Origin of the sequence: Gordonia cholesterolivorans, assembly GCF_039531975.1 — a bacterium.
GTDB lineage: Bacteria > Actinomycetota > Actinomycetes > Mycobacteriales > Mycobacteriaceae > Gordonia > Gordonia sihwensis.
Map to the genome: position 1 here is coordinate 158,530 of NZ_BAAARB010000006.1, position 19,661 is coordinate 178,190.

Annotated in this window: 21 protein-coding genes; 10 read left to right on the forward strand and 11 right to left on the reverse strand. The window is 69.3% G+C overall.

Going from position 1 to position 19,661, the window contains the following annotated elements; genetic code table 11:
* Together ABFX36_RS08060 and ABFX36_RS08065 are read left to right on the forward strand one after the other, a co-directional pair.
* A complete protein-coding gene (locus ABFX36_RS08060; RefSeq protein WP_346075819.1) occupies nucleotides 1-1,560 on the forward strand; it encodes a phospho-sugar mutase in 1,560 nt (519 codons plus the stop codon).
* A complete protein-coding gene (locus ABFX36_RS08065) occupies nucleotides 1,557-2,204 on the forward strand; it encodes a hypothetical protein (protein ID WP_346075821.1) in 648 nt (215 codons plus the stop codon). The genes ABFX36_RS08060 and ABFX36_RS08065 overlap by 4 nt, the downstream gene beginning before the upstream one ends.
* On the opposite strand, the gene ABFX36_RS08070 is transcribed toward ABFX36_RS08065, so the two are convergent.
* Nucleotides 2,201-4,123, reverse strand: a complete 1,923-nt coding sequence (locus ABFX36_RS08070; RefSeq protein ID WP_346075823.1) for an ABC transporter ATP-binding protein — start codon at nucleotides 4,121-4,123, stop codon at nucleotides 2,201-2,203. The genes ABFX36_RS08065 and ABFX36_RS08070 overlap by 4 nt on opposite strands.
* 75 nt (nucleotides 4,124-4,198) lie before the next feature.
* On the opposite strand from ABFX36_RS08070, the gene soxR reads away from it, so the two are divergent.
* Nucleotides 4,199-4,663 carry a redox-sensitive transcriptional activator SoxR gene (gene soxR / locus ABFX36_RS08075; protein ID WP_278126731.1) on the forward strand — a complete coding sequence of 155 codons (465 nt, stop codon included), beginning with the start codon at nucleotides 4,199-4,201 and terminating at the stop codon, nucleotides 4,661-4,663.
* 10 nt (nucleotides 4,664-4,673) lie between these two features.
* Here the strand turns inward: soxR and upp are convergent, their stop codons facing one another.
* Nucleotides 4,674-5,321: a uracil phosphoribosyltransferase gene (gene upp, locus ABFX36_RS08080; RefSeq protein WP_346075825.1), complete on the reverse strand. Its 648-nt coding sequence runs from the start codon at nucleotides 5,319-5,321 to the stop codon at nucleotides 4,674-4,676.
* An 86-nt stretch (nucleotides 5,322-5,407) separates the two neighbouring features.
* Here upp and ABFX36_RS08085 point away from each other — a divergent pair, with 86 nt between their 5' ends.
* Together ABFX36_RS08085 and ABFX36_RS08090 are read left to right on the forward strand one after the other, a co-directional pair.
* Entirely contained in the window at nucleotides 5,408-5,731 is a 324-nt protein-coding gene (locus ABFX36_RS08085; RefSeq protein ID WP_006896530.1) for a type VII secretion target, read from the forward strand.
* A complete protein-coding gene (locus tag ABFX36_RS08090) occupies nucleotides 5,728-6,675 on the forward strand; it encodes a C40 family peptidase (protein ID WP_006896531.1) in 948 nt (315 codons plus the stop codon). The genes ABFX36_RS08085 and ABFX36_RS08090 overlap by 4 nt, the downstream gene beginning before the upstream one ends.
* Nucleotides 6,676-6,705: 30 nt before the next feature.
* On the opposite strand, the gene ABFX36_RS08095 is transcribed toward ABFX36_RS08090, so the two are convergent.
* From ABFX36_RS08095 to ABFX36_RS08115, 5 genes are all read right to left on the reverse strand, one after another.
* Entirely contained in the window at nucleotides 6,706-8,415 is a 1,710-nt protein-coding gene (locus tag ABFX36_RS08095) for a cytochrome c biogenesis protein DipZ (RefSeq protein WP_346075828.1), read from the reverse strand.
* 81 nt (nucleotides 8,416-8,496) lie between these two features.
* Nucleotides 8,497-9,219: an anti-sigma factor gene (locus ABFX36_RS08100; RefSeq protein ID WP_346075830.1), complete on the reverse strand. Its 723-nt coding sequence runs from the start codon at nucleotides 9,217-9,219 to the stop codon at nucleotides 8,497-8,499.
* A 2-nt stretch (nucleotides 9,220-9,221) separates the two neighbouring features.
* On the reverse strand, nucleotides 9,222-9,770 hold the full coding sequence (locus ABFX36_RS08105) for a sigma-70 family RNA polymerase sigma factor (protein WP_346075832.1): 549 nt from the start codon (nucleotides 9,768-9,770) through the stop codon (nucleotides 9,222-9,224).
* A gap of 61 nt (nucleotides 9,771-9,831) precedes the next feature.
* On the reverse strand, nucleotides 9,832-10,080 hold the full coding sequence (locus tag ABFX36_RS08110; protein WP_062367073.1) for a hypothetical protein: 249 nt from the start codon (nucleotides 10,078-10,080) through the stop codon (nucleotides 9,832-9,834).
* Between the two features lie 3 nt (nucleotides 10,081-10,083).
* Nucleotides 10,084-10,236, reverse strand: coding sequence for a hypothetical protein (locus ABFX36_RS08115; RefSeq protein WP_156479425.1), 153 nt, complete (start codon nucleotides 10,234-10,236; stop codon nucleotides 10,084-10,086).
* Nucleotides 10,237-10,316: 80 nt separating this feature from the next.
* Here ABFX36_RS08115 and ABFX36_RS08120 point away from each other — a divergent pair, with 80 nt between their 5' ends.
* Nucleotides 10,317-11,576, forward strand: a complete 1,260-nt coding sequence (locus tag ABFX36_RS08120) for a primosomal protein (protein WP_346075835.1) — start codon at nucleotides 10,317-10,319, stop codon at nucleotides 11,574-11,576.
* A gap of 222 nt (nucleotides 11,577-11,798) precedes the next feature.
* Here the strand turns inward: ABFX36_RS08120 and ABFX36_RS08125 are convergent, their stop codons facing one another.
* Genes ABFX36_RS08125 through ABFX36_RS08140 form a run of 4 tightly spaced genes read right to left on the reverse strand, consistent with a single transcriptional unit; the run spans nucleotide 11,799 to nucleotide 15,760 of the window.
* A complete protein-coding gene (locus ABFX36_RS08125; protein WP_346075837.1) occupies nucleotides 11,799-12,920 on the reverse strand; it encodes an adenosine deaminase in 1,122 nt (373 codons plus the stop codon).
* Nucleotides 12,921-12,971: 51 nt separating this feature from the next.
* Nucleotides 12,972-13,985: an LLM class F420-dependent oxidoreductase gene (locus ABFX36_RS08130; protein ID WP_346075839.1), complete on the reverse strand. Its 1,014-nt coding sequence runs from the start codon at nucleotides 13,983-13,985 to the stop codon at nucleotides 12,972-12,974.
* 42 nt (nucleotides 13,986-14,027) lie between these two features.
* Nucleotides 14,028-15,338 (reverse strand): thymidine phosphorylase, encoded by a 1,311-nt coding sequence (locus ABFX36_RS08135; RefSeq protein ID WP_006897245.1) that lies wholly within the window; start codon nucleotides 15,336-15,338, stop codon nucleotides 14,028-14,030.
* The gene (locus tag ABFX36_RS08140; RefSeq protein ID WP_062367169.1) at nucleotides 15,335-15,760 is read right to left on the reverse strand and encodes a cytidine deaminase; all 426 of its coding nucleotides are present in this window, start codon (nucleotides 15,758-15,760) and stop codon (nucleotides 15,335-15,337) included. The genes ABFX36_RS08135 and ABFX36_RS08140 overlap by 4 nt, the downstream gene beginning before the upstream one ends.
* A gap of 195 nt (nucleotides 15,761-15,955) precedes the next feature.
* On the opposite strand from ABFX36_RS08140, the gene sdhC reads away from it, so the two are divergent.
* From sdhC to ABFX36_RS08160, 4 genes are read left to right on the forward strand one after another with little or no spacing between them, the layout of a single operon-like run.
* Nucleotides 15,956-16,363: a succinate dehydrogenase, cytochrome b556 subunit gene (gene sdhC / locus ABFX36_RS08145; RefSeq protein WP_006897243.1), complete on the forward strand. Its 408-nt coding sequence runs from the start codon at nucleotides 15,956-15,958 to the stop codon at nucleotides 16,361-16,363.
* A gap of 15 nt (nucleotides 16,364-16,378) precedes the next feature.
* A complete protein-coding gene (locus ABFX36_RS08150) occupies nucleotides 16,379-16,810 on the forward strand; it encodes a succinate dehydrogenase hydrophobic membrane anchor subunit (protein WP_006897242.1) in 432 nt (143 codons plus the stop codon).
* Between the two features lie 16 nt (nucleotides 16,811-16,826).
* On the forward strand, nucleotides 16,827-18,581 hold the full coding sequence (gene sdhA / locus ABFX36_RS08155; RefSeq protein ID WP_006897241.1) for a succinate dehydrogenase flavoprotein subunit: 1,755 nt from the start codon (nucleotides 16,827-16,829) through the stop codon (nucleotides 18,579-18,581).
* A complete protein-coding gene (locus ABFX36_RS08160) occupies nucleotides 18,581-19,366 on the forward strand; it encodes a succinate dehydrogenase iron-sulfur subunit (protein WP_006897240.1) in 786 nt (261 codons plus the stop codon). The genes sdhA and ABFX36_RS08160 overlap by 1 nt, the downstream gene beginning before the upstream one ends.
* Nucleotides 19,367-19,661 lie beyond the last annotated feature (295 nt).

The following is a 19,661-nucleotide window of genomic DNA, read 5'->3' on the forward strand; positions in this document are numbered from 1 at the left end:
ATGCTGACCTTCGGAACCGCCGGTCTGCGGGGCCCCGTGGCGCCCGGGCCCGACGGGATGAACGTCGCCACGGTGACCCGCGCGACGGCGGGCCTGGCCGACTGGCTGATCGCGCGCGGACACGCCGGAGCGCCCGTCGTCGTGGGCCGCGACGCCCGCCACGGCTCGGAGGAGTTCGCCGCGGCGACGCGCGAGGTCCTGGCCGCGAGGGGATTCGACGTGATCGCGCTGCCCGGCCCGGCGCCGACGCCGGTGACGGCCTTCGCGACCCGCGTGCACGGCGCCGCCGCCGGCGTGATGATCACCGCCTCACACAATCCGCCGCGTGACAACGGCTACAAGGTGTACCTGGGCGATCCGCCGTGCCCGGGCGCCCAGTTGGTGGGCCCCGCCGATCGGGAGATCGAGGCCGCGATCGCCGCGACCGGACCGGCGGAGACGATTCCCCGGAGACCGGTGGCTCCGGACCGACGAGCCCGCGCCGCGCGCGCCGACTACCTGGCGCGGATCTGCGCACGCTTCGAGGGGGCGATTGCGCGGCCCCTGCGGATCGCGTTGACACCGTTGCACGGCGTCGGCGGCGACCTCGCGGTGGAGGCGCTCGCCCGCTGCGGATTCTCCGACGTGCACGTGGTCGGCGAGCAGTTCGCTCCCGATCCGGACTTCCCCACGGTCGCTTTCCCGAACCCCGAGGAACCCGGCGCCACCGACCTGCTGCTGGCACTGGCCGACGACGTGGACGCCGATCTCGCGGTCGCGCTCGACCCGGACGCCGATCGCGGCGCGGTCGGCATCCGCGACGGCGACCGCTGGCGCATGCTCACCGGCGACGAGACGGGGGCGCTGCTGGGCACCTGGGTCCTCGACGCCGTCGCCGAGTCGGCGGTGCCGCACGGCGACCGCCCGGTGGTCGCCAGCTCGATCGTCTCCGGCACGCTGCTGCACGCCGCGGCGCTGCGTCGCGGCGCCGACGCCCGCCGCACCCTCACCGGGTTCAAATGGCTCGTTCGGGCGGGCGAACCGCTCGTCTACGCCTACGAGGAGGCGCTCGGGCACTGCGTCGACCCGGCTGCCGTCCGCGATAAGGACGGAATCAGCGCGGCGGTGGCCGCCGCCTTCCTCGCGTCGTCCTGGATCGGGCGCGGCGGGCTGGCCGCGGCACTCGGCGCGCTGCACGCTGAGAACGGCGTGCACGTGACGGCACCGCGGTCGCTCCGGCTCGACGATCCGTCCGAGATCGCTGCGATCATGGCCGGTCTGCGCACCGCGCCGCCGGCGGCGCTCGCCGGCATCCCGGTGACGGCCGCCGACTACGCCGAACGCACCGACGGCCTGCGAACCGACGGCGTGGAGCTGACCGGTCGGCGGCCGGACGGCGTCGCTCTGCGCGTCTTCGCCCGTCCGAGCGGAACCGAACCGAAACTCAAGTACTACGGACAGCTGAGCGCGCCGGTCGCGGACGGTAGCGTCAGCACCGTGCACCACGAGCTGTCGCAGCTGTTGGACGACGTCCTGGCCGAGCTTCCGGCCGGTCGTCGCGGGGAGGAGATCCGACGATGAGCTATCCGCAGTATCCGGATCCGGGGTATTCGCAGGGCGGGCCCCCGACCGGTCCTCAGCCACCCCGCAACCAGTCGCCCTGGTCGTCGCCGGCGGTGCTGGTCGCGATCATCGCCGGCGTGGTGCTGCTGATCGGCGGGATCGCCGCCGCCGTCCTGTACTCGCAGGGGAGGAAGTCGGACACCGCGGCCCCGGTCTCGTCGTCGAGTCCACCGACGCCCGTCACTCATACCGCGACCGGCACTCCGACGCCGCCCACCGTCACCGCGCAGCCCACCACCACCGCGCCGACGATCCCGACCACCGCGCCGGGCTCAGGTCCGGTCACCGTCCCCGGCGCCGACCGCCAGGGCTTCCTGTCCGGGCCGCGCTGCAACGCCTCAGAGGACGACGCGGTGTTCGTCGGATACACCGAGCGCTCTCGCGTCGTCATCTGCCAGGTGGGCACACAGACCGGCCGCTACTACTACAAGGGCGAGGCCGACGGTGACACGGTCGAGGTGGGGTATCCGACCCGCAGCGGCGACACCTTCGTCGCGACCAACGGCAGCGTCGACTACGTGGTCTCCCCCAGCTCGCTGACGATCCGGGAGAACGGCTCGACGCTCACCGTGGAGCCGATGGTCTCCAGTTGGGTGGATTAGCGGCCCGCTCCTCCGCTCGCGGTCGTGGTGCTCGGAGTCGGACCGGTCGCGAACTGCGTCCGGTAGAGCTCGGCGTAGCGGCCGCCGCGTTCCAGCAGCGATCGGTGGTCGCCGCGCTCGACCACCCGGCCTGATTCGAACACGATGATCTCGTCGGCCGCCCGGACCGTGGAGAGCCGGTGAGCGATGACCAGCGACGTCCGCCCCGTCAGCGCCTCCGCGAGGGCCGCCGAGACGGCGGCCTCCGACGTCGAGTCCAGGTGCGCGGTGGCCTCGTCGAGGATCACCACCGACGGTCGGGCGAGCAGCAGCCGCGCGATGGTCAGCCGCTGGCGTTCGCCGCCCGAGAGGCGGTAGCCGCGTTCGCCGACCACCGTGTCCAAACCGTTGGGCAGCGAGCGGACCAGATCGTCCAGACGCGCCCGCGCCAACGCCTCCCAGAGTTCGTCGTCGGAGGCGTCCGGCCGGGCCAGCCGCAGATTGGCGCCGACGGTGTCGTGGAAGAGGTGCCCGTCCTGCGTGACCAGGCCGACGGTGCGGTGGATCGCATCCGACCGCAGGTCGCGGAGGTCCACACCGTTGAGCGAGATGCCGCCCTCATCGACGTCGTAGAGCCGGGTGGCCAGCGACGCGACGGTCGACTTGCCCGCGCCCGAACTCCCGACGAGAGCGACCATCGAGCCGGCGGGGACCTCGAAGTCGACCTCGTGCAGGACCGTGCCGCCGGTGCGGGAGTCCAGTTGCGCCACCTCCTCCAGCGAGGCCAGGGACACCTTGTCCGCGGACGGGTACCCGAATGACACGTTCTCGAACCGGACCGTGACGCCGTCCGCGGCGTCGGGTACCGTCTCGGCCCCGGGGCGGTCCACGATCAGCGGCCGCAGATCGAGCACCTCGAAGACTCGCTCGAAACTGACGAGCGCGCTCATCACCTCCACGCGCGCATTGGCCAGCGCGGTCAGCGGCGCATACATGCGGGTGAGCAGCAGAGCCAGTGAGACCACCGCTCCGGCGGACAGATGCTGATGCACCGCCAGCCAACCGCCGAGACCGTAGACCAGAGCCAGAGCGAGTGCCGAGACGAGCATCAGCGCGGTGTAGAAGTAACTCTGCAGCATCGCCTGGCGGACTCCGATGTCGCGAACGGCGTCGGCGCGGTCGCCGAACTCCTTCGATTCGATCTCCGGGTGCCCGAAGAGCTTCACGAGCGTGGCGCCGGGAGCGGAGAAGCGCTCGGTCATCTGCGTCGACATCCGCGCGTTGTGATCCGCGCTCTCCCGCGCGAGCCCCGCCATCCGGCTGCCCATGCGTCGCGCCGGCACCACGAACACCGGGAGCAGGATGAGGGCGAGCACGGTGATCTGCCAGCTGATCGCGACCATCACGCCCAGGGTCAGCAGCAGGGTCACCACATTCGACACCACCCCCGAGAGGGTGTCACTGAAGGCGCGCTGCGCGCCGATCACGTCGTTGTTGAGCCGGCTCACGAGCGCACCCGTCCGGGTTCGGGTGAAGAACGCGACCGGCATCTGCTGAACGTGGTCGAACACGGCTCGGCGCAGGTCCAGGATCAGCCCCTCACCGATGTTCGACGACAGCCACCGCGTGCCGATCGAGGCCGCAGCCTCGGCGACGGCGATCGCCGCGATCAACAGCGCCAGCATCACGATCTCCCGGCCGGCGGCCGAGCCTCCGGATCCGATGAGGTTGACCACCCGGCCGGCCAGGAGCGGCGTGACGACGGTGAGTACCGCGGTCACCACCGACAGCAGGAGGAAGGTGATGATGCGCCGCCGGTGCGGGCGCGCGAAACCGCTGATCCGGCGCAGTGTCGCCCGCCGGTCAGCCCGCGCCGATTTCGCGTCGGCGGCGTGCATCGACTTGTACATGACGTCCCATGCGACCGATTCCATGCTCATCGCAGATCGCCCCGTTCGGTGCTCATGACTTACAGTGCACTTCATCAAGTGCACTTGATGTCAAGGAAAGGGCCGATGGCCGAGAGCTCGCCGCGCGGAGCGTGGCTCAAACCGGGACAGGTCGCAGACCGTGCGGGGGTCGCCGTCTCGACGCTGCACTACTACGAGCAGATCGGGCTCATCACCAGCCGCCGCACCGCCGGGAACAGGCGGGAGTACCGCAGGGACACGCTGCGGCTGGTCGCCTTCATCCGCGCCTCGCAGACACTCGGCATTCCGCTCGCCCGCATCAAGGCCGCACTGGACGCACTCCCGCATGACAAGCCGCCGACCAGGCAGGACTGGGCACGGCTGGCTCAGGACTGGCGGGCCGACCTCGACCGCCGCATCGCCGGTCTGGTGGCCCTGCGAGACGATCTGGCCGACTGCATCGGCTGCGGCTGCCTGTCGCTCACCGAGTGTCCGTACGTCAATCCGGGGGATGTCCTGGGCGAACAGGGGCCGGGGCCGCGGCGACTGCCCCCGGCGACCCGGGGATGATCCGGGGGGCTCAGCGCGGACCGAACTGGCGGTCGCCCGCGTCGCCGAGCCCGGGAACGATGAACTTGGCCTCGTTGAGCCGTTCGTCGACCGCGCCTATCACCAGGCGCAGCGATCCGCCCCACGCGCGCAGCGCGTCGAGCCCCTCCGGTGCCCCGACCACGCAGATCGCCGTGAGATCGGTGGCGCCGCGGGCGACGAGCAGATCCAGCGTGTGCACCAGCGAGCCGCCGGTCGCCAGCATCGGGTCCAGCACGCACACCGGACGCCCGGTGAGGTCCTGCGGCAGCGATGCGAGGTACTCGGTGGGCATGGCCGTGGTCTCGTCGCGGGCCACGCCGACCAGACCGATCCCGGCCTCGGGCACCGCTGCGAGCGCGGCGTCGAGCATGCCGAGACCGGCGCGCAGGACCGGAACGAACAGCGGCGTGGACGCGAGCCTGCTGCACGACGCCTCCCCGACGGGAGTCCGCACCTGCAACGGCCGTTCCGGAGCATCAGCGAAGGCCTCGTAGACCAGCATCTGGGCCAGTCGGGCGAGCGCGTTCCGGAAGGCCGCGTTGTCGGTGGCCTCGTCGCGCAGAACCGACAGCCACGCGCGGGTCAGCGGGTGATCGACGATGCGGACGCGCAGGCCTGACGAGGGGGAGTCGGTCATGCGCTCATCGTAATGTCGGGCAGTCGGTGACACGCCGTGGCCGACGGCGGCGGAACCGTTCGGCGGCCGGGTGCGTCCAATTAGGTATGAACGTCCAATCCGGCACACCGGTCATCGTCGATCCGGCCGCGGTCCACGCCGTCGCCGCCAACCAGTCGGGAGCGGCAGAGGCCGTCCGTGCGCGCACGGCAGCCGAGCGATCCGGCACGAGCACGCTGGTACCGACTTTCGGGCTGATCGGCGTCGAGTTCCTGGCCGCGCTCGAACGGCTGGGCGCGGCGCGGGCCGACCGACTCGACGCTCTCGCCTCGCGCCACGCGTCGGCCGCCGACTGCGCGAGCACCGCCCGCACCGCGTACCAGTGTTGCGACGGCACCAACGCCGACGCCGTCGCCGGGGTGCCGGCATGAGTGCCGAACTCTTGATCGCGCCGCTCAAAGCGCTGGTGGCGACACTCGGCACCGGAGTGCTCCCGCCCGGGGCGACGGCGGTCTACTCCGACACCGGGTCCGCACTGGCCGAGGCCTCGACACTGTCGGACCGGAGTGTCGCCGCCACCGCAGCGGGCTGGCGCGGCGCGGGCGGCGACCGCGCGGGGACCGCATCACGCCGTCTGGCGGCCGTCGACGACTCGATCGGCACCGCCGGCAGCGACATCACGTCCATCATCGAGCACGCGGCCGGGCGGGTGAAGGAGGCGAACACCGAACTGAATGCTCTCGTCGAATCGTTCGTCGCGACTGCCGCGACGGTCCCGGCGATCGCCTCGCCCGCAGGGCTGGCCGCGCTGGTCCCGCTCGCGCTGAGCCATCTGGCGCGCGGGGTCCACGTGGTGCAGCGAGCGCAGGTCGACCTCTCGCGCGACGCCTCCGCCCTGGAGGGGCAGGCGGCGGCCGATCCGAGCACGGCGCGGGCCGTCTCCGGTGCCCCGTCGGCCGGTGCTCCGTCGTCGGGCGGCGGACGGATCCCGATCACCCTCCCCGACGGCTCCGTGTCGTACGCCGAGAACGAGCGCGCCGCGACCGCGGTCCGCGCTGCGCTCAGCGTCCAGGGCACCCCGTACGTCTGGGGCGGAACCACCACCGACGGCTTCGACTGCAGCGGCTTCACCCAGTGGGCCTACCGGCAGGCGGGAGTGGAGCTGCCTCGGCTCGCCCAGGACCAGGACACCGCGGGGTTCGCCGTGTCACAGGACGACCTGCAGCCGGGAGACCTCGCCGTCTGGTCCGGGCACGTCGCCATGTACATCGGCAACGGCCAGCTCGTGGAGACCGGCGGCGATCCGGTCGGAGTGACGCCGTTGCGCACCTCCAACGCCGACCAGACCTTCGAGGGCTTCTACCGGCCCCGATGACGGTCGAGGCGGGCGGCCGTCGGTCCGGATTCAGCCGAAGGTGAAGCTGTACACCTCGAGTCCGTCGCTCAGATCAATCGTCGTGTCACGGTGGCGGTAACCGTCGTCGGCGAGGTTGTACAGCCGCGGCGGGCCCGAGACGTCGATCGTCCGGTCCGGGGCTCCGGGTGTGTGCACGACCGCGCGGCCGGTGCCGCCGAGAACCGCGTTGACCGATGAGGCGGTGCTGTCGAGGCGGATACGGGCGGCGTCGACCGCGCGCACCGATTCGTCGGTCACGTCGAACTCGCCCGCTAGCGCGTATGTGCTGGGCTTCGAGTCGGCGCCGAATGAGAAGGTGCGGCGTCCCACAGTCAGCGCACCGCCCGCGTAGGAGCCCTCCGAGCGCGACGCCGACACGTACATCTCCGGCGAGATCGGTCCGGAGGCCGGTCCGCCGCCGAGGTCGCCGGCACTCACGGTGGCGCCGCTGACCGGTGCCGGCAGCGCACGCTCGGGCGAGGCCTCGTGGAGCAGAGTGCGGATTCGCTGTTCCATCTCCTCGTAGCCGCCCTCACCGTAGGAGACGGCACGCACGGTGCCGTGCGCGTCGATCAGGTACTTCGCCGGCCAGTAGCGGTTGCCGTAGGCGTTCCAGATCGCGTAGTCGTTGTCCTGCACCACCGGATAGCCGATGTGTTCGTCGCCGATCGCGGCGGCCACATTGCCCGAGTCCTTCTCGAACGCGAACTCCGGCGTGTGGACTCCGACGATCTCCAGTCCCGACGTCCGGTACGCGTCCCACCACTGGCGCACGTGCGGGCCGTCGCGCAGGCAGTTGATGCACGAGTAGGTCCAGAAGTCGACGAGGACCACCTTGCCCCGGAGCCCGGCCACCGTCAGCGGGGCGCCGCCGGGCGTGTTGAACCAGCGACCGCCTCCGGTGAAGTCGGCCGCACTGCCGCAGTCGGCGAGCCCGTCGCCGCCCGTGCACGCCGCGGCACCGCCCGTCTGCCGTCCGAGGGCGCGGTTGACCGCGTCCGACTGCGACAGCGCACGGTCGACCGAGGCGGTGTACGAGGGAATCGCCGCCTGCAGCCGGGCCGGGGCGTCGAAGACGAGTGCCACCGCCAGCCCGATGAGGATCACCCCTCCCACCGCGCGGAAGGTGCGCTGCCGCCGCCGGTACGCGGCCAGCCGCTTCGCCAGCGACGCCCCCGCGACCGCGAACACGGCCAGCGGCAGTGCCGCGCCGACGGCGAACGAGACGGTCAGGACCACGGTGCGCCACCCGATGTCGCCGGTCGCGCCGGCCACCGAGATCGCGGCGAGCACCGGGCCGGCGCACGGCACGTACAGGGCGCCCAGTCCCAGGCCCAGAAGGAAGGGCGCGGCCCGCCCGCCTCGGCCCTTCGGCGTCCACCCGGGCAGTCGCGCGAACGGACGCTCCAGCACATGCGCCACCGACGGGATCAGCATGCCCAGTCCGATCAACACCAGCAGGACGATGCCGGTCCATCGCAGCAGTCCGCTCGGCAGTCCCAGCGCGGCGAGCACCAGAGTCCCGAGCAGCGTGATGAGACTGAAGCTGACCACGATTCCGCCGATGATCGCGATCGCCCGGCCCGGTGACGCCGACGTCTCGCGAGTCCCGGTCTGAGCGCCGCCGGTCACGAAGATGATCGGAATCATCGGCAGCACGCACGGCGACACCCCGGTCACCAGACCTCCGGCCAACCCCACCAGAATCATCGTCAGCATCGCGGATCCATTCCTCTCGACCGGTCTGTTCACGATTGATTCGACGCCGAGCGCGGCGGGGATTGGATCGCGGGACAGATCTCAGGGAATCGGGAACTGGACCACCATCGGTGAGGTCGGCTGCGGCGAACCGGTCATCGGCTCCACCGACAGCGAGACGTCGGCCGGCCGGCTCATGTCGGTCATGATGACGCTCGACGTGTCGGCACCGTGCACCATGCCCGCCGACTTCTTCCGCCCGTCGACGGTGATCCACACCTGGTATCCGGTCCGGTGGTCGGTCGGCGGCAGGTTCTCAACACTCACCACGGTGGCGCGCTGCGACGGTGCGTACATCGCCTTGACCGTGCCGTCGCCGACGGCACCGGTGGCCTTCTCCATGTCGGGTGCGGCGAGCACGTCGTCCATCGAGGTCCCCGAGGTCGACGTCGCCGACGGCCGGTGGTCGGCGACGACCCGCCAGGTGACGACGCCGCCCGCGGCCGCGACCGCGATGCACGCCGCTGCCGCCGCGCGCACCCAGCGGCGCGAGCGGCGCGAGCGGCCGGCGGACGGCGCGGCGGACGCCTCACCGTCCACGGCGCGCATGAGCGCGGCCCGCACCGGCGGCGGTACCGGGTCCGCGTCGGTACTCAGATCTGCCGCGGTCTCCTGCCAGGCGGCCCATGCGGCCGCACATTCGGGGCACGTCTGCAGATGCGCCTCCACCCGGCGCCTGTCGAGTTCGTCGAGCGCGTCGAGCGCGTGCAGGGGCAGCAGATCACGCGGGTGGTCGCGGGTGCTTCCAGATCGTGGAACGCTCATGGTCACCGTCCTCCCATGCAGGTCCGGAGCCGTTGCAGCCCGTCACGGATACGTGTCTTGACCGTGGCCGGACTCAGCGCGAGGGCCGCCGCGACCTCCGAGTACGGCAGTCCGCCGAAGTAGGCGCGATCGATCGCCTCGCGCTGTTTGACGGTCAGCGTGTCCAGGCAGGCCCGCACCCGGATCCGTTCGTCACGCGCCACCACGTCGTCGCTGACCGAGTCGAAGTCCGGGACGCGCGCGGCCTCGAACCGCTCGTCACGCCGGTGTTCGGCCACGTCGTGGCGCACGGTGTCGACGGCGCGGCGGTGGACGAGCGTGGTGATCCAGGCCCGCGCGCTGCCGCGGCCGCGGTCGTAGGCGCCTGCGGTGCGCCATACCTGCAGCCACGCGTCCTGCAGCACCTCCTCGCCGCGGGCGCTGCTGCCGACCACGCGTCGAGCCAGCGCCAACGTGCGCGGGCCGAGTTCGTCGAAGAGCACGTCGAAGGCGTCGCGGTCGCCTTCGCCGACCGCTTCGAGGAGGTCGTCGAACGACACCGTGCCGGTCACGACAGACTGATTCGTGTGGTCCACACCAACCATTCGACACCCGATGCGTCACGGATTGGTGTCACTGCCGATTTCGATCGAAACCAATACTCGGCCGTCTCGGCGACGAATCATCAGCGAGGGCGGCCGAGCCGGCCACCCCGTCGACGAAACGAACTCCGATGATCTCCACCTCCACCCGTCGCACCGCCGTGGTCACGCTCGCGGGCGCCGCCGCCCTGGTCGCAGTGCTCTCGGCGTGCGGCGACGACAACGACAAGACTCCGACCACCCCGTCGACCATGTCCTCGCAGATGTCCCCCGCACCCATGTCTCAGACCCCGATGTCCCCGCCGATGTCCCAGACGCCCATGTCACCGCCGATGTCCTCGCAGATGGCACCCATGTCGCCGACGATGGCGCCGCCGGCCACCAGCGAGATGATGACTCCGCCGGGTGCGATGACGGACGAGAACGGTCCAGCCATGACCGGCCACTGACCCGAATTCACGACGTCGACCGGCCCCGTGCAGCACGCGAACGAGTTCTTGATTAGGCTCAGTGACCATGGCCGGTGACATCGTTCCCATCGAACTCGGACTGACCGAAGGCAACCTCTTCACACTGTGGGCTCCGCGGTGGCGCGAGGGCGATGACGAGTGGGAAGCGTTCCTGGGTCTGGAAGACGACCTGTACGCGTTGCCCGGCGTCGCCGAACTCGTCGCCTTCGTGCGCACAGACGACGACAACGACCTCGTCGATCACCCCGCGTGGGAGACGATCAAGAAGGTGCAGGCGGCCGAGCTGGTCCCCGACGACCGGCACAGCTACGACCTCATCGGCGTCCCCGAGCTGGCCGCCGAGGACCCGCGACCGGAGGTCCTCGGCGAGCTCGAGGACGCGCTGGAGATCGTCCGCATCATCGGCGAGGTCTGCGAACTGGCCCCGGTCACCAAGTTCTTCACGGGCAACCCGATCCTGGGCGCCGTCACGGTCGGCACCAACAACTTCGAGGGCCGCGACGGCGTCGACCTCTGGGTCCGCATCGGGCGTCTCATCGCCAAGCACTGGGACGATGTGATCGACGCTCTCGATGCGGTCATCACCGTGCCGAAGGTCGACGCCGACGCGGTGACGATCGCCGAGGACGAGTTGGCCGCGGCGGCCTCCGCCGAGGACGAGGACGAGCCCGACTTCGATGCCGAAGAAGTGGTCCTCGACGACGCCGACGACGATGACGAGCAGGACGACGACGAGGAAGACGAGATCGACGAGGACGATTTCTGGGCCGGCGTCGGGATCGATCCCATCCGCATCTACACCGACGCCGGCGAGTTCCTGACCCTGCGCTGCTACCTCGGCGACGATCCAGTGTTCCTGGGCCGTAAGGGCACCATCTACGGTTTCGGATCGCAGCGGGCGCTCACTCGCTTCCTGGCCGACAACGACGACCACGATCTGGCGAAGCTGTCGACCTTCAATGAGGTGCAGGCCGCCGCCGACACCAACGAGATCGAGTACGACGTCCTCCCCGAGAACGTCTACGCGCTCCAGGGCATCGACGAGGACATCCTGGACGGCCCGCGCCGGATCGACAGCCGCCAGCTCGATCTGGCCGTCGAACTGCTCACCGACGCCGCCGACTACGCGGGCATCGACACGGTCAACGAGGCGCTCGCCACCACCACGCCGCTCGGCTGGTTCGTCGACTACGCCATCAATCCCGACCCGAAGCGGCTCGCCCCGTCGGGCCCGTTCGACAACGAGGCCGAGGTGTGGCGCGCGCTGGTCCACGACTTCGAGGACCGCCTGGTACGGCGGGGTTAGCCGCCGCCCCGCCCCACGGCCAGTTACGCGAGCACGCCTCTGCGCCCTCCTTGGCCAGTTGAGCGAGCCTCCCCTCCTAATAGGCCAGTTGAGCGAGCCTCCCTCCTAGGCCAGTTGAGCGAGCCTCCCTCCTAGCCTCCTAGGCCAGTTGAGCGAGCCTCCCCTCCTAATAGGCCAGTTGAGCGAGCGAAGCGAGTCGAAACCCACCCCACTCCACCCCGCTCAGCCCATCAGCACCTCGAACCCGGGCTTGATCACGTCGTCGATCAGGCGCAGACGCTGGTCGAACGGGAGGAACGCCGACTTCATCGCGTTGACGGTGAACCGCTCGAAATCGGCCCACCCGTAGCCGAACTGACGATGCAGGACCATGAACTCACGGCTCATGGACGTGTTGCTCATGAGGCGGTTGTCGGTGTTCACCGTCACCCGGAACCGCAGTTTCGCGAGGATGTTGAAAGGGTGATCCGTCAGCGACGCGACGGCACCGGTCTGCACATTGCTGCTCGGGCACAGTTCCAGCGGAATCCGCTTGTCGCGGACGTAGTCGGCGACTTGGCCCAGCTTCGCGCCGTCGAAGGATGAGTCGGTCGGCCGGGAGCCGGGCGGGAGCACCACGTCGTCCATCACCCGCACCCCGTGGCCGAGCCGGTCGGTGCCGCAGAACGCGACCGCCTCGTGGATCGACGGTAGCCCGAACGCCTCGCCGGCGTGGATGGTGAAGTGCGAGCACTCGCCGCGCAGGTACTCGAAGGCGTCGAGATGTCGGCTCGGCGGATTCCCGGCCTCGGCGCCCGCGATGTCGAACCCGACCACACCGCGGCCACGGAAGCGGACCGCGAGTTCGGCGATCTCGCGAGAACGCGCCGCGTGCCGCATCGCCGTCACGAGGCATCGGACGATGATCGGCCGGCCTCCTCCCGACGACGCCGCGGCCTCCCCCGCCGCGAAGCCGCGCAGCACCGCCTCCACCACTTCGTCGAGGGACAGTCCCTGCTCCAGATGGAGCTCGGGAGCGAACCGCACTTCGGCGTACACCACACCGTCGGCGTGCAGATCCTCCACGCATTCGCGGGCCACCCGCTCGAGGGCGTCGGCGGTCTGCATCACGGCGACGGTGTGCGCGAACGTCTCCAGGTAGCGCTCCAGCGATCCGCTGTCAGCGGCGGTGGCGAACCACTCCGCCAGCTCGTCGGCGTCATCGGCGGGCAAGCGGTCGTAGCCGCCCCTGCGAGCGAGGTCGACGACGGTGGCCGGGCGCAGTCCCCCGTCCAGGTGATCGTGCAGCAGCACCTTCGGCGCCAACCGGCATTCTTCGACGGTGATCGTGGCGGAAGTGACCATGGCCTCGACGGTAGCGCCGATCCGGCGGCCGCGCGCGATGAGCGCGACCGCTCAGTTCAGCAGCGCCGTCAGCATCGCCCCGGCCTCAGCCACCTTCCCGGGCAGATGCCCGTTCGGGACCATGTTGATCACCAGCCCGTCGATCCCCTGGTCGAGTACCCGCCGCTGCAACTGGTCGGCGACGTCGTCCGGAGTACCGATGAACATCCGGTCGGTGGCGCGCGAGTAGGTCTCGTCGTCGATCACTTCCGGGTCCACGCCAGTCTTGCGGAGGTAGTCGTGCGCCAGGCTCCGGGCACGGTCGCCGTCCGCGTCCATGATCACGAAGCTCAGGAAGCTGGTCTCCAGGGTGTCGCGATCGCGTCCGGCCTCCTCGCACCGTGCCGCGAGCGCGTCCATCTTGCGCGGCAGTTCGGAGGCGTTGCAGATGACGTTGAGGTGGTCGGCGTAGCGCGCGGCCAGACCGAAGGTCTTCTTCTCCCCGCCGCCGCCGAGCATGATCGGCAGGTCGTCGCGCAACCGAGGCTGGTTGAGCGTGTCGTGCGCCGAGTACCACTTGCCGGTCAGCTCCGGCCGCCCGCCGCGCAGCATCGGCGAGAGGATCTCGAGCGATTCCGACAGCCGCTCGAACCGATCGGTGAAGGTCCCGAATTCAAAACCCATCTGATCGTGCTCGAGCTGGAACCAACCCGCGCCGATCGCGCACACCGCCCGGCCGCCGCTGACCACGTCGAGGGTGGTGACGGTCTTGGCCAGCATCGCCGGATTGCGATATGTGTTGCCCGTGACGAGCGCCGACAGCTTGATCTCGGATGTCGCACCCGACAGCGCACCGAGCGTGGTGTACGCCTCCAGCATCGGCTCGCTCGGCGCGCCCAGTCCCGGCAGTTGGTAGAAGTGATCCATCACGAAGACGGTGTCGAAGCCGGAGCGCTCGGCCTCCCGCGCCTGCGCCGCAACGGTCGGGAAGATGTCCGCGACCGGTCCGGCGTTCTCCGGCTCGAGCGGGTCGGGGTAGGTGAAGTTGGGAATCTGGTATCCGATGCGAATCCGCTTGTCGACCATGCGATCCAACGTAGCGCCGAAAGCCAGTCGCCGCTCGTCGATTCACCCGGCGGCCGGGACCCGGTCGAGAATGCGTGAAGCGGGCCGGGACACGGGCTCGACGCGCACATCGACCCCGCCGTCGAGGGCGGCCAGCGCACCCTCGATGCGTGTCTCGTCGTCGGTGTGAAGGGTGAGCAGCGGCTGCCCGCGGCGCACCTGGTCGCCGATGGCGGCGTGCCACACGACGCCGGCGGTCGCCGACACGGCCTGACCGGGCCTGCTGCGCCCGGCACCGAGCAGCCAGGCCGCCTGCCCCACGGCCAGCGCGTCGAGCCTCGCCAATCGGCCGTCGCGGTCGGCGATCACCTCGTGGGTGCAGCGCGGCGCGGGCAACGGGGCATCCGGATCTCCGCCCTGCGCCTCGATCATCGAGCGCCAGGTGTCCATCGCCTTGCCGTTCGCCAGGTTGCGGAGCGGATCCACGTCGTGCATCCCGGAGGCGTCGAGCATCTCCGACGCCAGCGCCGCCGTCAGTTCCACCACGTCCGCGGGACCGCCGCCGGCCAGCACTTCCAGGGACTCGGCGACTTCGACGGCGTTGCCCGCGGTGCGGCCCAGCGGCGTCGCCATGTCGGTCAGGAGGGCGCTGGTACGCACGCCCGCGTCCGCACCGAGCGCCACCATCGTCTCGGCGAGCTCCCGCGCGTCGGCCATGTCCTTCATGAACGCGCCGGAGCCCACCTTGACGTCGAGCACCAGCGACTGCGTGCCCTCCGCAATCTTCTTGCTCATGATGCTGCTGGCGATCAGCGGGATCGACGCGACGGTCCCGGTCACGTCGCGCAGTGCGTACAGCTTGCGGTCGGCGGGCGCGAGGTCGGCGGTCGCCGCGCAGATCACCGCACCGACCCTGCCCAGTTGACTGCGCATCGCGTCCACGGACACCTCGGCCCGCCATCCCGGTATGCACTCGAGCTTGTCGAGGGTGCCGCCGGTGTGACCGAGCCCGCGGCCGGACAACTGCGGCACCGCGACTCCGTACGACGCGACCAGCGGCGTGAGCGGCAGCGTGATCTTGTCGCCCACGCCGCCGGTGGAGTGCTTGTCGACGGTCGGCACCCGCCGGCCGCCGCGCCGCAGGTCCGAGAAGTCCATCGTGATGCCGGAGTCGATCATCGCGGCGGTCCAGTCTCCGATCTCGCGACGGGTCATCCCGCGCAGGACGATCGCCATCAGCAGCGCCGACATCTGCTCCGGAGCCACGTCGCCCGCGGTGAATCCGGCGATCATCCCGCGGATCTGCTCACCGGTCAGTTCGCGGCCGTCCTTCTTGGCCAGGATCGCGTCGACCGGCTCGAGCGATGCGGTCACCGGATCGCCTCCAGGTGGCCCGGGCCGAAGGCGTCCGGCAGCAGTTCCCGCAGCGGCCGAGGCCCCCCGGCCGAGTCGACGAGAAGCTCCTCGCCGCCGAACTCCAGGAGCACCTGTCGGCAGCGGCCGCACGGGGTCAGCACGCTGCCGCGCGCGTCACAGACGCTCACCGCTATCAGTCGTTCGCGCGAGGCGCGATCGGCGTCCATACGACCGAGAGAAATGCCCGCCGCGACCATCGACACCTCGGCGCAGAGCCCTAAGCCGTATGAGACATTCTCCACATTGCTTCCGGTGATGATCTGGCCGCTGAGTGTGATTCCCGCCGCACCGACCGCAAAGCCGGAGTAGGGGGCGTATGCCCTGGTCATCGCCGTCGACGCCGCGTTTCGCAATGAATCGAAGTCGATTCCCGCAGTCAATTGATCCCCTCTCCACACAAATCACCGTAGGTAAGGCACACCTAATTAAATCGGTGGACCTTGGTCACATTGCTCCGGCAATTTACGACAACACTCAGCTTAGGTTTAAAGTCAGGAGCATTGGGTCTTGCAGCGACCTACGCGTGCGCTTGCGGTCCCACCCCAAGTCCACGACAACGGAGGCGTAGTTTCGCGATGAGCACCCCCACAGAGGTTGCACCGGCACCGGTGCGCAAGCGCTCTCTCTACAGAGGTGACCCAGGCATGTGGTCGTGGGTGTTGCACCGCATCACCGGCGTGTCCATCTTCTTCTTCCTCTTCGTGCACGTGCTCGACACCGCCGTCATCCGGGTCAACGAGAACACGTACACCGAGATCATCGACACCTACAAGACGCCGATCATCGGCCTCATGGAGATCGGTCTCGTCTTCTGCGTGCTCTACCACGCCCTCAACGGTCTGCGCGTCATCCTCGTCGACTTCTGGTCGAAGGGCGCCAAGTACCAGCGCCAGATGCTGTGGGCCATCCTCACCGTCTTCGCGATCGTGTTCATCGCGGCTGCCGTGCGCATGCTGCAGATCCTGATCACGCACGCGCTTTAAGGGAGCTGAGAAACAATGACTGAAGCAAAGACCCTCGGCACCGCCTACGACCGCCCCGCCAGCCTGGACGCGCCGGGTGCCCCGCGCATCCGCAGCCGCGGCAACTTCGAGAAGAACGCGTGGCTGTTCATGCGTTTCTCGGGCCTGGCCCTCATCGTCCTGACGTTCGGCCACATGTTCATCATGCTCATGTGGGACAGCGGCGTGCACCGCATCGACGCGTCGTTCGTCGCAGACCGCTGGAAGTCGCCGTTCTGGCAGGTCTGGGATCTTTTCATGCTCTGGCTCGCGCAGCTGCACGGCGGCAACGGCGTCCGCACGGTGATCGCCGACTACTCGCGCAAGGACTCCACCCGCTTCTGGCTGAACACCTTGCTCGCCCTGTCGATGATCCTGATCCTCGTGCTGGGCACCTACGCGATCCTCACCTTCGGCAGCGCCAGCTAAGGAGAACTAGAAACCCATGCAGGAACACCGCTATGACGTGGTCATCGTCGGCGCCGGCGGCGCCGGTATGCGCGCTGCCATCGAGGCCGCACCGCGGGCCCGCACCGCAGTCCTGACCAAGCTCTACCCCACCCGCTCCCACACCGGCGCGGCACAGGGCGGCATGTGCGCCGCTCTGGCCAACGTCGAAGAGGACAACTGGGAGTGGCACACCTTCGACACGGTCAAGGGCGGCGACTACATCGTCGACCAGGACGCCGCTGAGATCATGGCCAAGGAGGCCATCGACGCGGTGCTCGACCTGGAGAAGATGGGTCTGCCGTTCAACCGCACCCCCGAGGGCCGCATCGACCAGCGCCGCTTCGGCGGTCACACCCGCGACCACGGCAAGGCGCCGGTCCGCCGCGCCTGCTACGCCGCGGACCGCACCGGTCACATGATCCTTCAGACCCTGTACCAGAACTGCGTCAAGCACGACGTCGAGTTCTTCAACGAGTTCTACGCTCTGGACGTCAACATGACGACCGACGAGAACGGCGAGCCCGTCGCCAACGGTGTCGTCGCGTACGAGTTGGCCACCGGCGAGATCCACGTCTTCCACGCCAAGTCGATCGTCTTCGCCACCGGCGGTTCGGGTCGCATGTACAAGACCACGTCCAATGCGCACACGCTCACCGGCGACGGCATGGGCATCATCTTCCGCAAGGGCCTGCCGCTGGAGGACATGGAGTTCCACCAGTTCCATCCGACGGGTCTGGCCGGTCTGGGCATCCTGATCTCCGAGGCGGTCCGAGGCGAGGGCGGCATCCTCCGCAACGCCGACGGCGAACGCTTCATGGAGCGGTACGCACCCACGATCAAGGACCTCGCCCCGCGTGACATCGTCGCCCGGTCGATGGTGCTCGAGGTGCTCGAAGGCCGCGGCGCCGGACCCAACAAGGACTACGTCTACATCGACGTGCGTCACCTGGGCGAGGACGTGCTCAACGAGAAGCTCCCGGACATCACCGAGTTCTCGCGCACCTACCTGGGCGTGGACCCGGTCACCGAGTTGGTCCCGGTGTACCCCACCTGCCACTACGTGATGGGCGGCATCCCGACCAACGTCCGCGGCCAGGTGCTCGCGAACAACGAGCAGATCGTTCACGGTCTGTTCGCCGCCGGCGAGTGCGCCTGCGTGTCGGTCCACGGCGCGAACCGCCTGGGCACCAACTCGCTCCTCGACATCAACGTCTTCGGTCGCCGCGCCGGAATCGCCGCTGCCGAGTACGCCAACTCCACCGACTTCACCGAGCAGGTGGAGAACCCGACGGCGATGGTCGACGGCTGGCTCGCCGGCCTGCTGTCCGAGCACGGCAACGAGCGCGTGGCCGACATCCGCACCGAACTGCAGCAGACCATGGACAACAACGCGTCCGTGTTCCGCACCGACGAGACCCTGAACAAGGCGCTCGCCGATGTCCGCGCACTCAAGGAGCGGTACAACCACATCCGCGTCCACGACAAGGGCAAGCGCTTCAACAGCGATCTGCTCGAGGCCGTCGAGCTGGGCTTCCTGCTCGAACTGGCCGAGGTCACCGTCGCCGGTGCGCTCAACCGCAAGGAGTCGCGCGGCGGTCACGCCCGCGAGGACTTCCCGAAGCGCGACGACGAGAACTACCTGGTGCACACCATGGCGTACAAGAAGGGCGACGGCCTGCTCGCCGACATCGAGCTCGACTACAAGCCCGTCGTTCAGACCCGCTACGAGCCGATGGAGCGTAAGTACTGATGACTGCCACACTCGAATCCACCCCGGCGACCAATGAGCCCCCGCTGCCTCCGGTTCCGGCCGAGGCGACGATGGTCACGCTGAAGATCTACCGGTTCAACCCGGAGAACCCGGACGCCCAGGGCTTCGAGAGCTTCCGTGTCCCGGCGCTGCCGACCGACCGCCTGCTCAACCTGCTCCTGTACGTCAAGGGTTACCTGGACGGCTCGCTGACCTTCCGCCGCAGCTGCGCCCACGGCGTCTGCGGTTCGGACGCGATGCGGATCAACGGCGTCAACCGGCTGGCCTGCAAGCTCCTCATGAAGGATCTGCTGCCGAAGGACTCGTCCAAGGAGATCACCATCACCATCGAGCCCATCAAGGGCCTCCCGGTGGAGAAGGACCTCGTGGTCGACATGGAGCCGTTCTTCGACGCGTACCGCGCCATCAAGCCGTTCCTGATCACCTCGGGCAACGAGCCGACGTACGAGCGGATCCAGAGCCAGGCCGACCGCGCCCGGTTCGACGACACCACCAAGTGCATCCTGTGTGCGTGCTGCACCACGAGCTGCCCGGTGTTCTGGAACGAGGGATCGTACTTCGGACCGGCCGCGATCGTGAACGCTCACCGGTTCATCTTCGACAGCCGTGACGAGGGCGCCGCCGAGCGTCTCGACATCCTCAACGACGTCGACGGTGTGTGGCGCTGCCGCACCACCTTCAACTGCACCGACGCATGCCCCCGCGGCATCCAGGTGACGCAGGCGATCCAGGAAGTCAAGCGCGCCCTGATGTTCGCCCGCTAGAAGCAGACCTTTCTCTGCAGCCCCGACGAGGCCCCCGGTTACTTCCGGGGGCCTCGTCGTCTGCGCCGCGGGCAGCGCTTGTTTCGACTCGCTTCGCTCGCTCAACTGGCCTGGAGTTCGCTCGCTCAACTGGCCTGGAGAAGGCCTGCGACTGTCGAACGCTCCCCCAGGCTGGTTGAGCGAGACGCTTCTATGTTTGTCAAGCGGCGGTGGTGACTGCTCCGGGCTGGTTCAGGATCCGGTAGATGCGTCGGGCGAGGTAGCGTTTGAGGATGCGTCGGATCGCGCGGGGGCT

Bases quoted from the DNA above. Each gene is read 5' to 3' on its own strand.
- ABFX36_RS08125 (WP_346075837.1), bottom strand. From the start codon at position 12,920: ATGGTCACTTCCGCCACGATCACCGTCGAAGAATGCCGGTTGGCGCCG.
- ABFX36_RS08060 (WP_346075819.1), top strand. From the start codon at position 1: ATGCTGACCTTCGGAACCGCCGGTCTGCGGGGCCCCGTGGCGCCCGGG.
- ABFX36_RS08160 (WP_006897240.1), top strand. From the start codon at position 18,581: ATGACTGCCACACTCGAATCCACCCCGGCGACCAATGAGCCCCCGCTG.
- ABFX36_RS08085 (WP_006896530.1), top strand. From the start codon at position 5,408: ATGAACGTCCAATCCGGCACACCGGTCATCGTCGATCCGGCCGCGGTC.
- upp (WP_346075825.1), bottom strand. From the start codon at position 5,321: ATGACCGACTCCCCCTCGTCAGGCCTGCGCGTCCGCATCGTCGATCAC.
- ABFX36_RS08150 (WP_006897242.1), top strand. From the start codon at position 16,379: ATGACTGAAGCAAAGACCCTCGGCACCGCCTACGACCGCCCCGCCAGC.
- ABFX36_RS08110 (WP_062367073.1), bottom strand. From the start codon at position 10,080: ATGGGTGCGGGGGACATCTGCGAGGACATGGTCGACGGGGTGGTCGGA.
- ABFX36_RS08120 (WP_346075835.1), top strand. From the start codon at position 10,317: ATGGCCGGTGACATCGTTCCCATCGAACTCGGACTGACCGAAGGCAAC.
- ABFX36_RS08090 (WP_006896531.1), top strand. From the start codon at position 5,728: ATGAGTGCCGAACTCTTGATCGCGCCGCTCAAAGCGCTGGTGGCGACA.
- ABFX36_RS08115 (WP_156479425.1), bottom strand. From the start codon at position 10,236: ATGGCTGGACCGTTCTCGTCCGTCATCGCACCCGGCGGAGTCATCATC.
- ABFX36_RS08065 (WP_346075821.1), top strand. From the start codon at position 1,557: ATGAGCTATCCGCAGTATCCGGATCCGGGGTATTCGCAGGGCGGGCCC.
- ABFX36_RS08070 (WP_346075823.1), bottom strand. From the start codon at position 4,123: ATGAGCATGGAATCGGTCGCATGGGACGTCATGTACAAGTCGATGCAC.
- soxR (WP_278126731.1), top strand. From the start codon at position 4,199: ATGGCCGAGAGCTCGCCGCGCGGAGCGTGGCTCAAACCGGGACAGGTC.
- sdhC (WP_006897243.1), top strand. From the start codon at position 15,956: ATGAGCACCCCCACAGAGGTTGCACCGGCACCGGTGCGCAAGCGCTCT.
- sdhA (WP_006897241.1), top strand. From the start codon at position 16,827: ATGCAGGAACACCGCTATGACGTGGTCATCGTCGGCGCCGGCGGCGCC.
- ABFX36_RS08100 (WP_346075830.1), bottom strand. From the start codon at position 9,219: ATGAGCGTTCCACGATCTGGAAGCACCCGCGACCACCCGCGTGATCTG.
- ABFX36_RS08095 (WP_346075828.1), bottom strand. From the start codon at position 8,415: ATGCTGACGATGATTCTGGTGGGGTTGGCCGGAGGTCTGGTGACCGGG.
- ABFX36_RS08130 (WP_346075839.1), bottom strand. From the start codon at position 13,985: ATGGTCGACAAGCGGATTCGCATCGGATACCAGATTCCCAACTTCACC.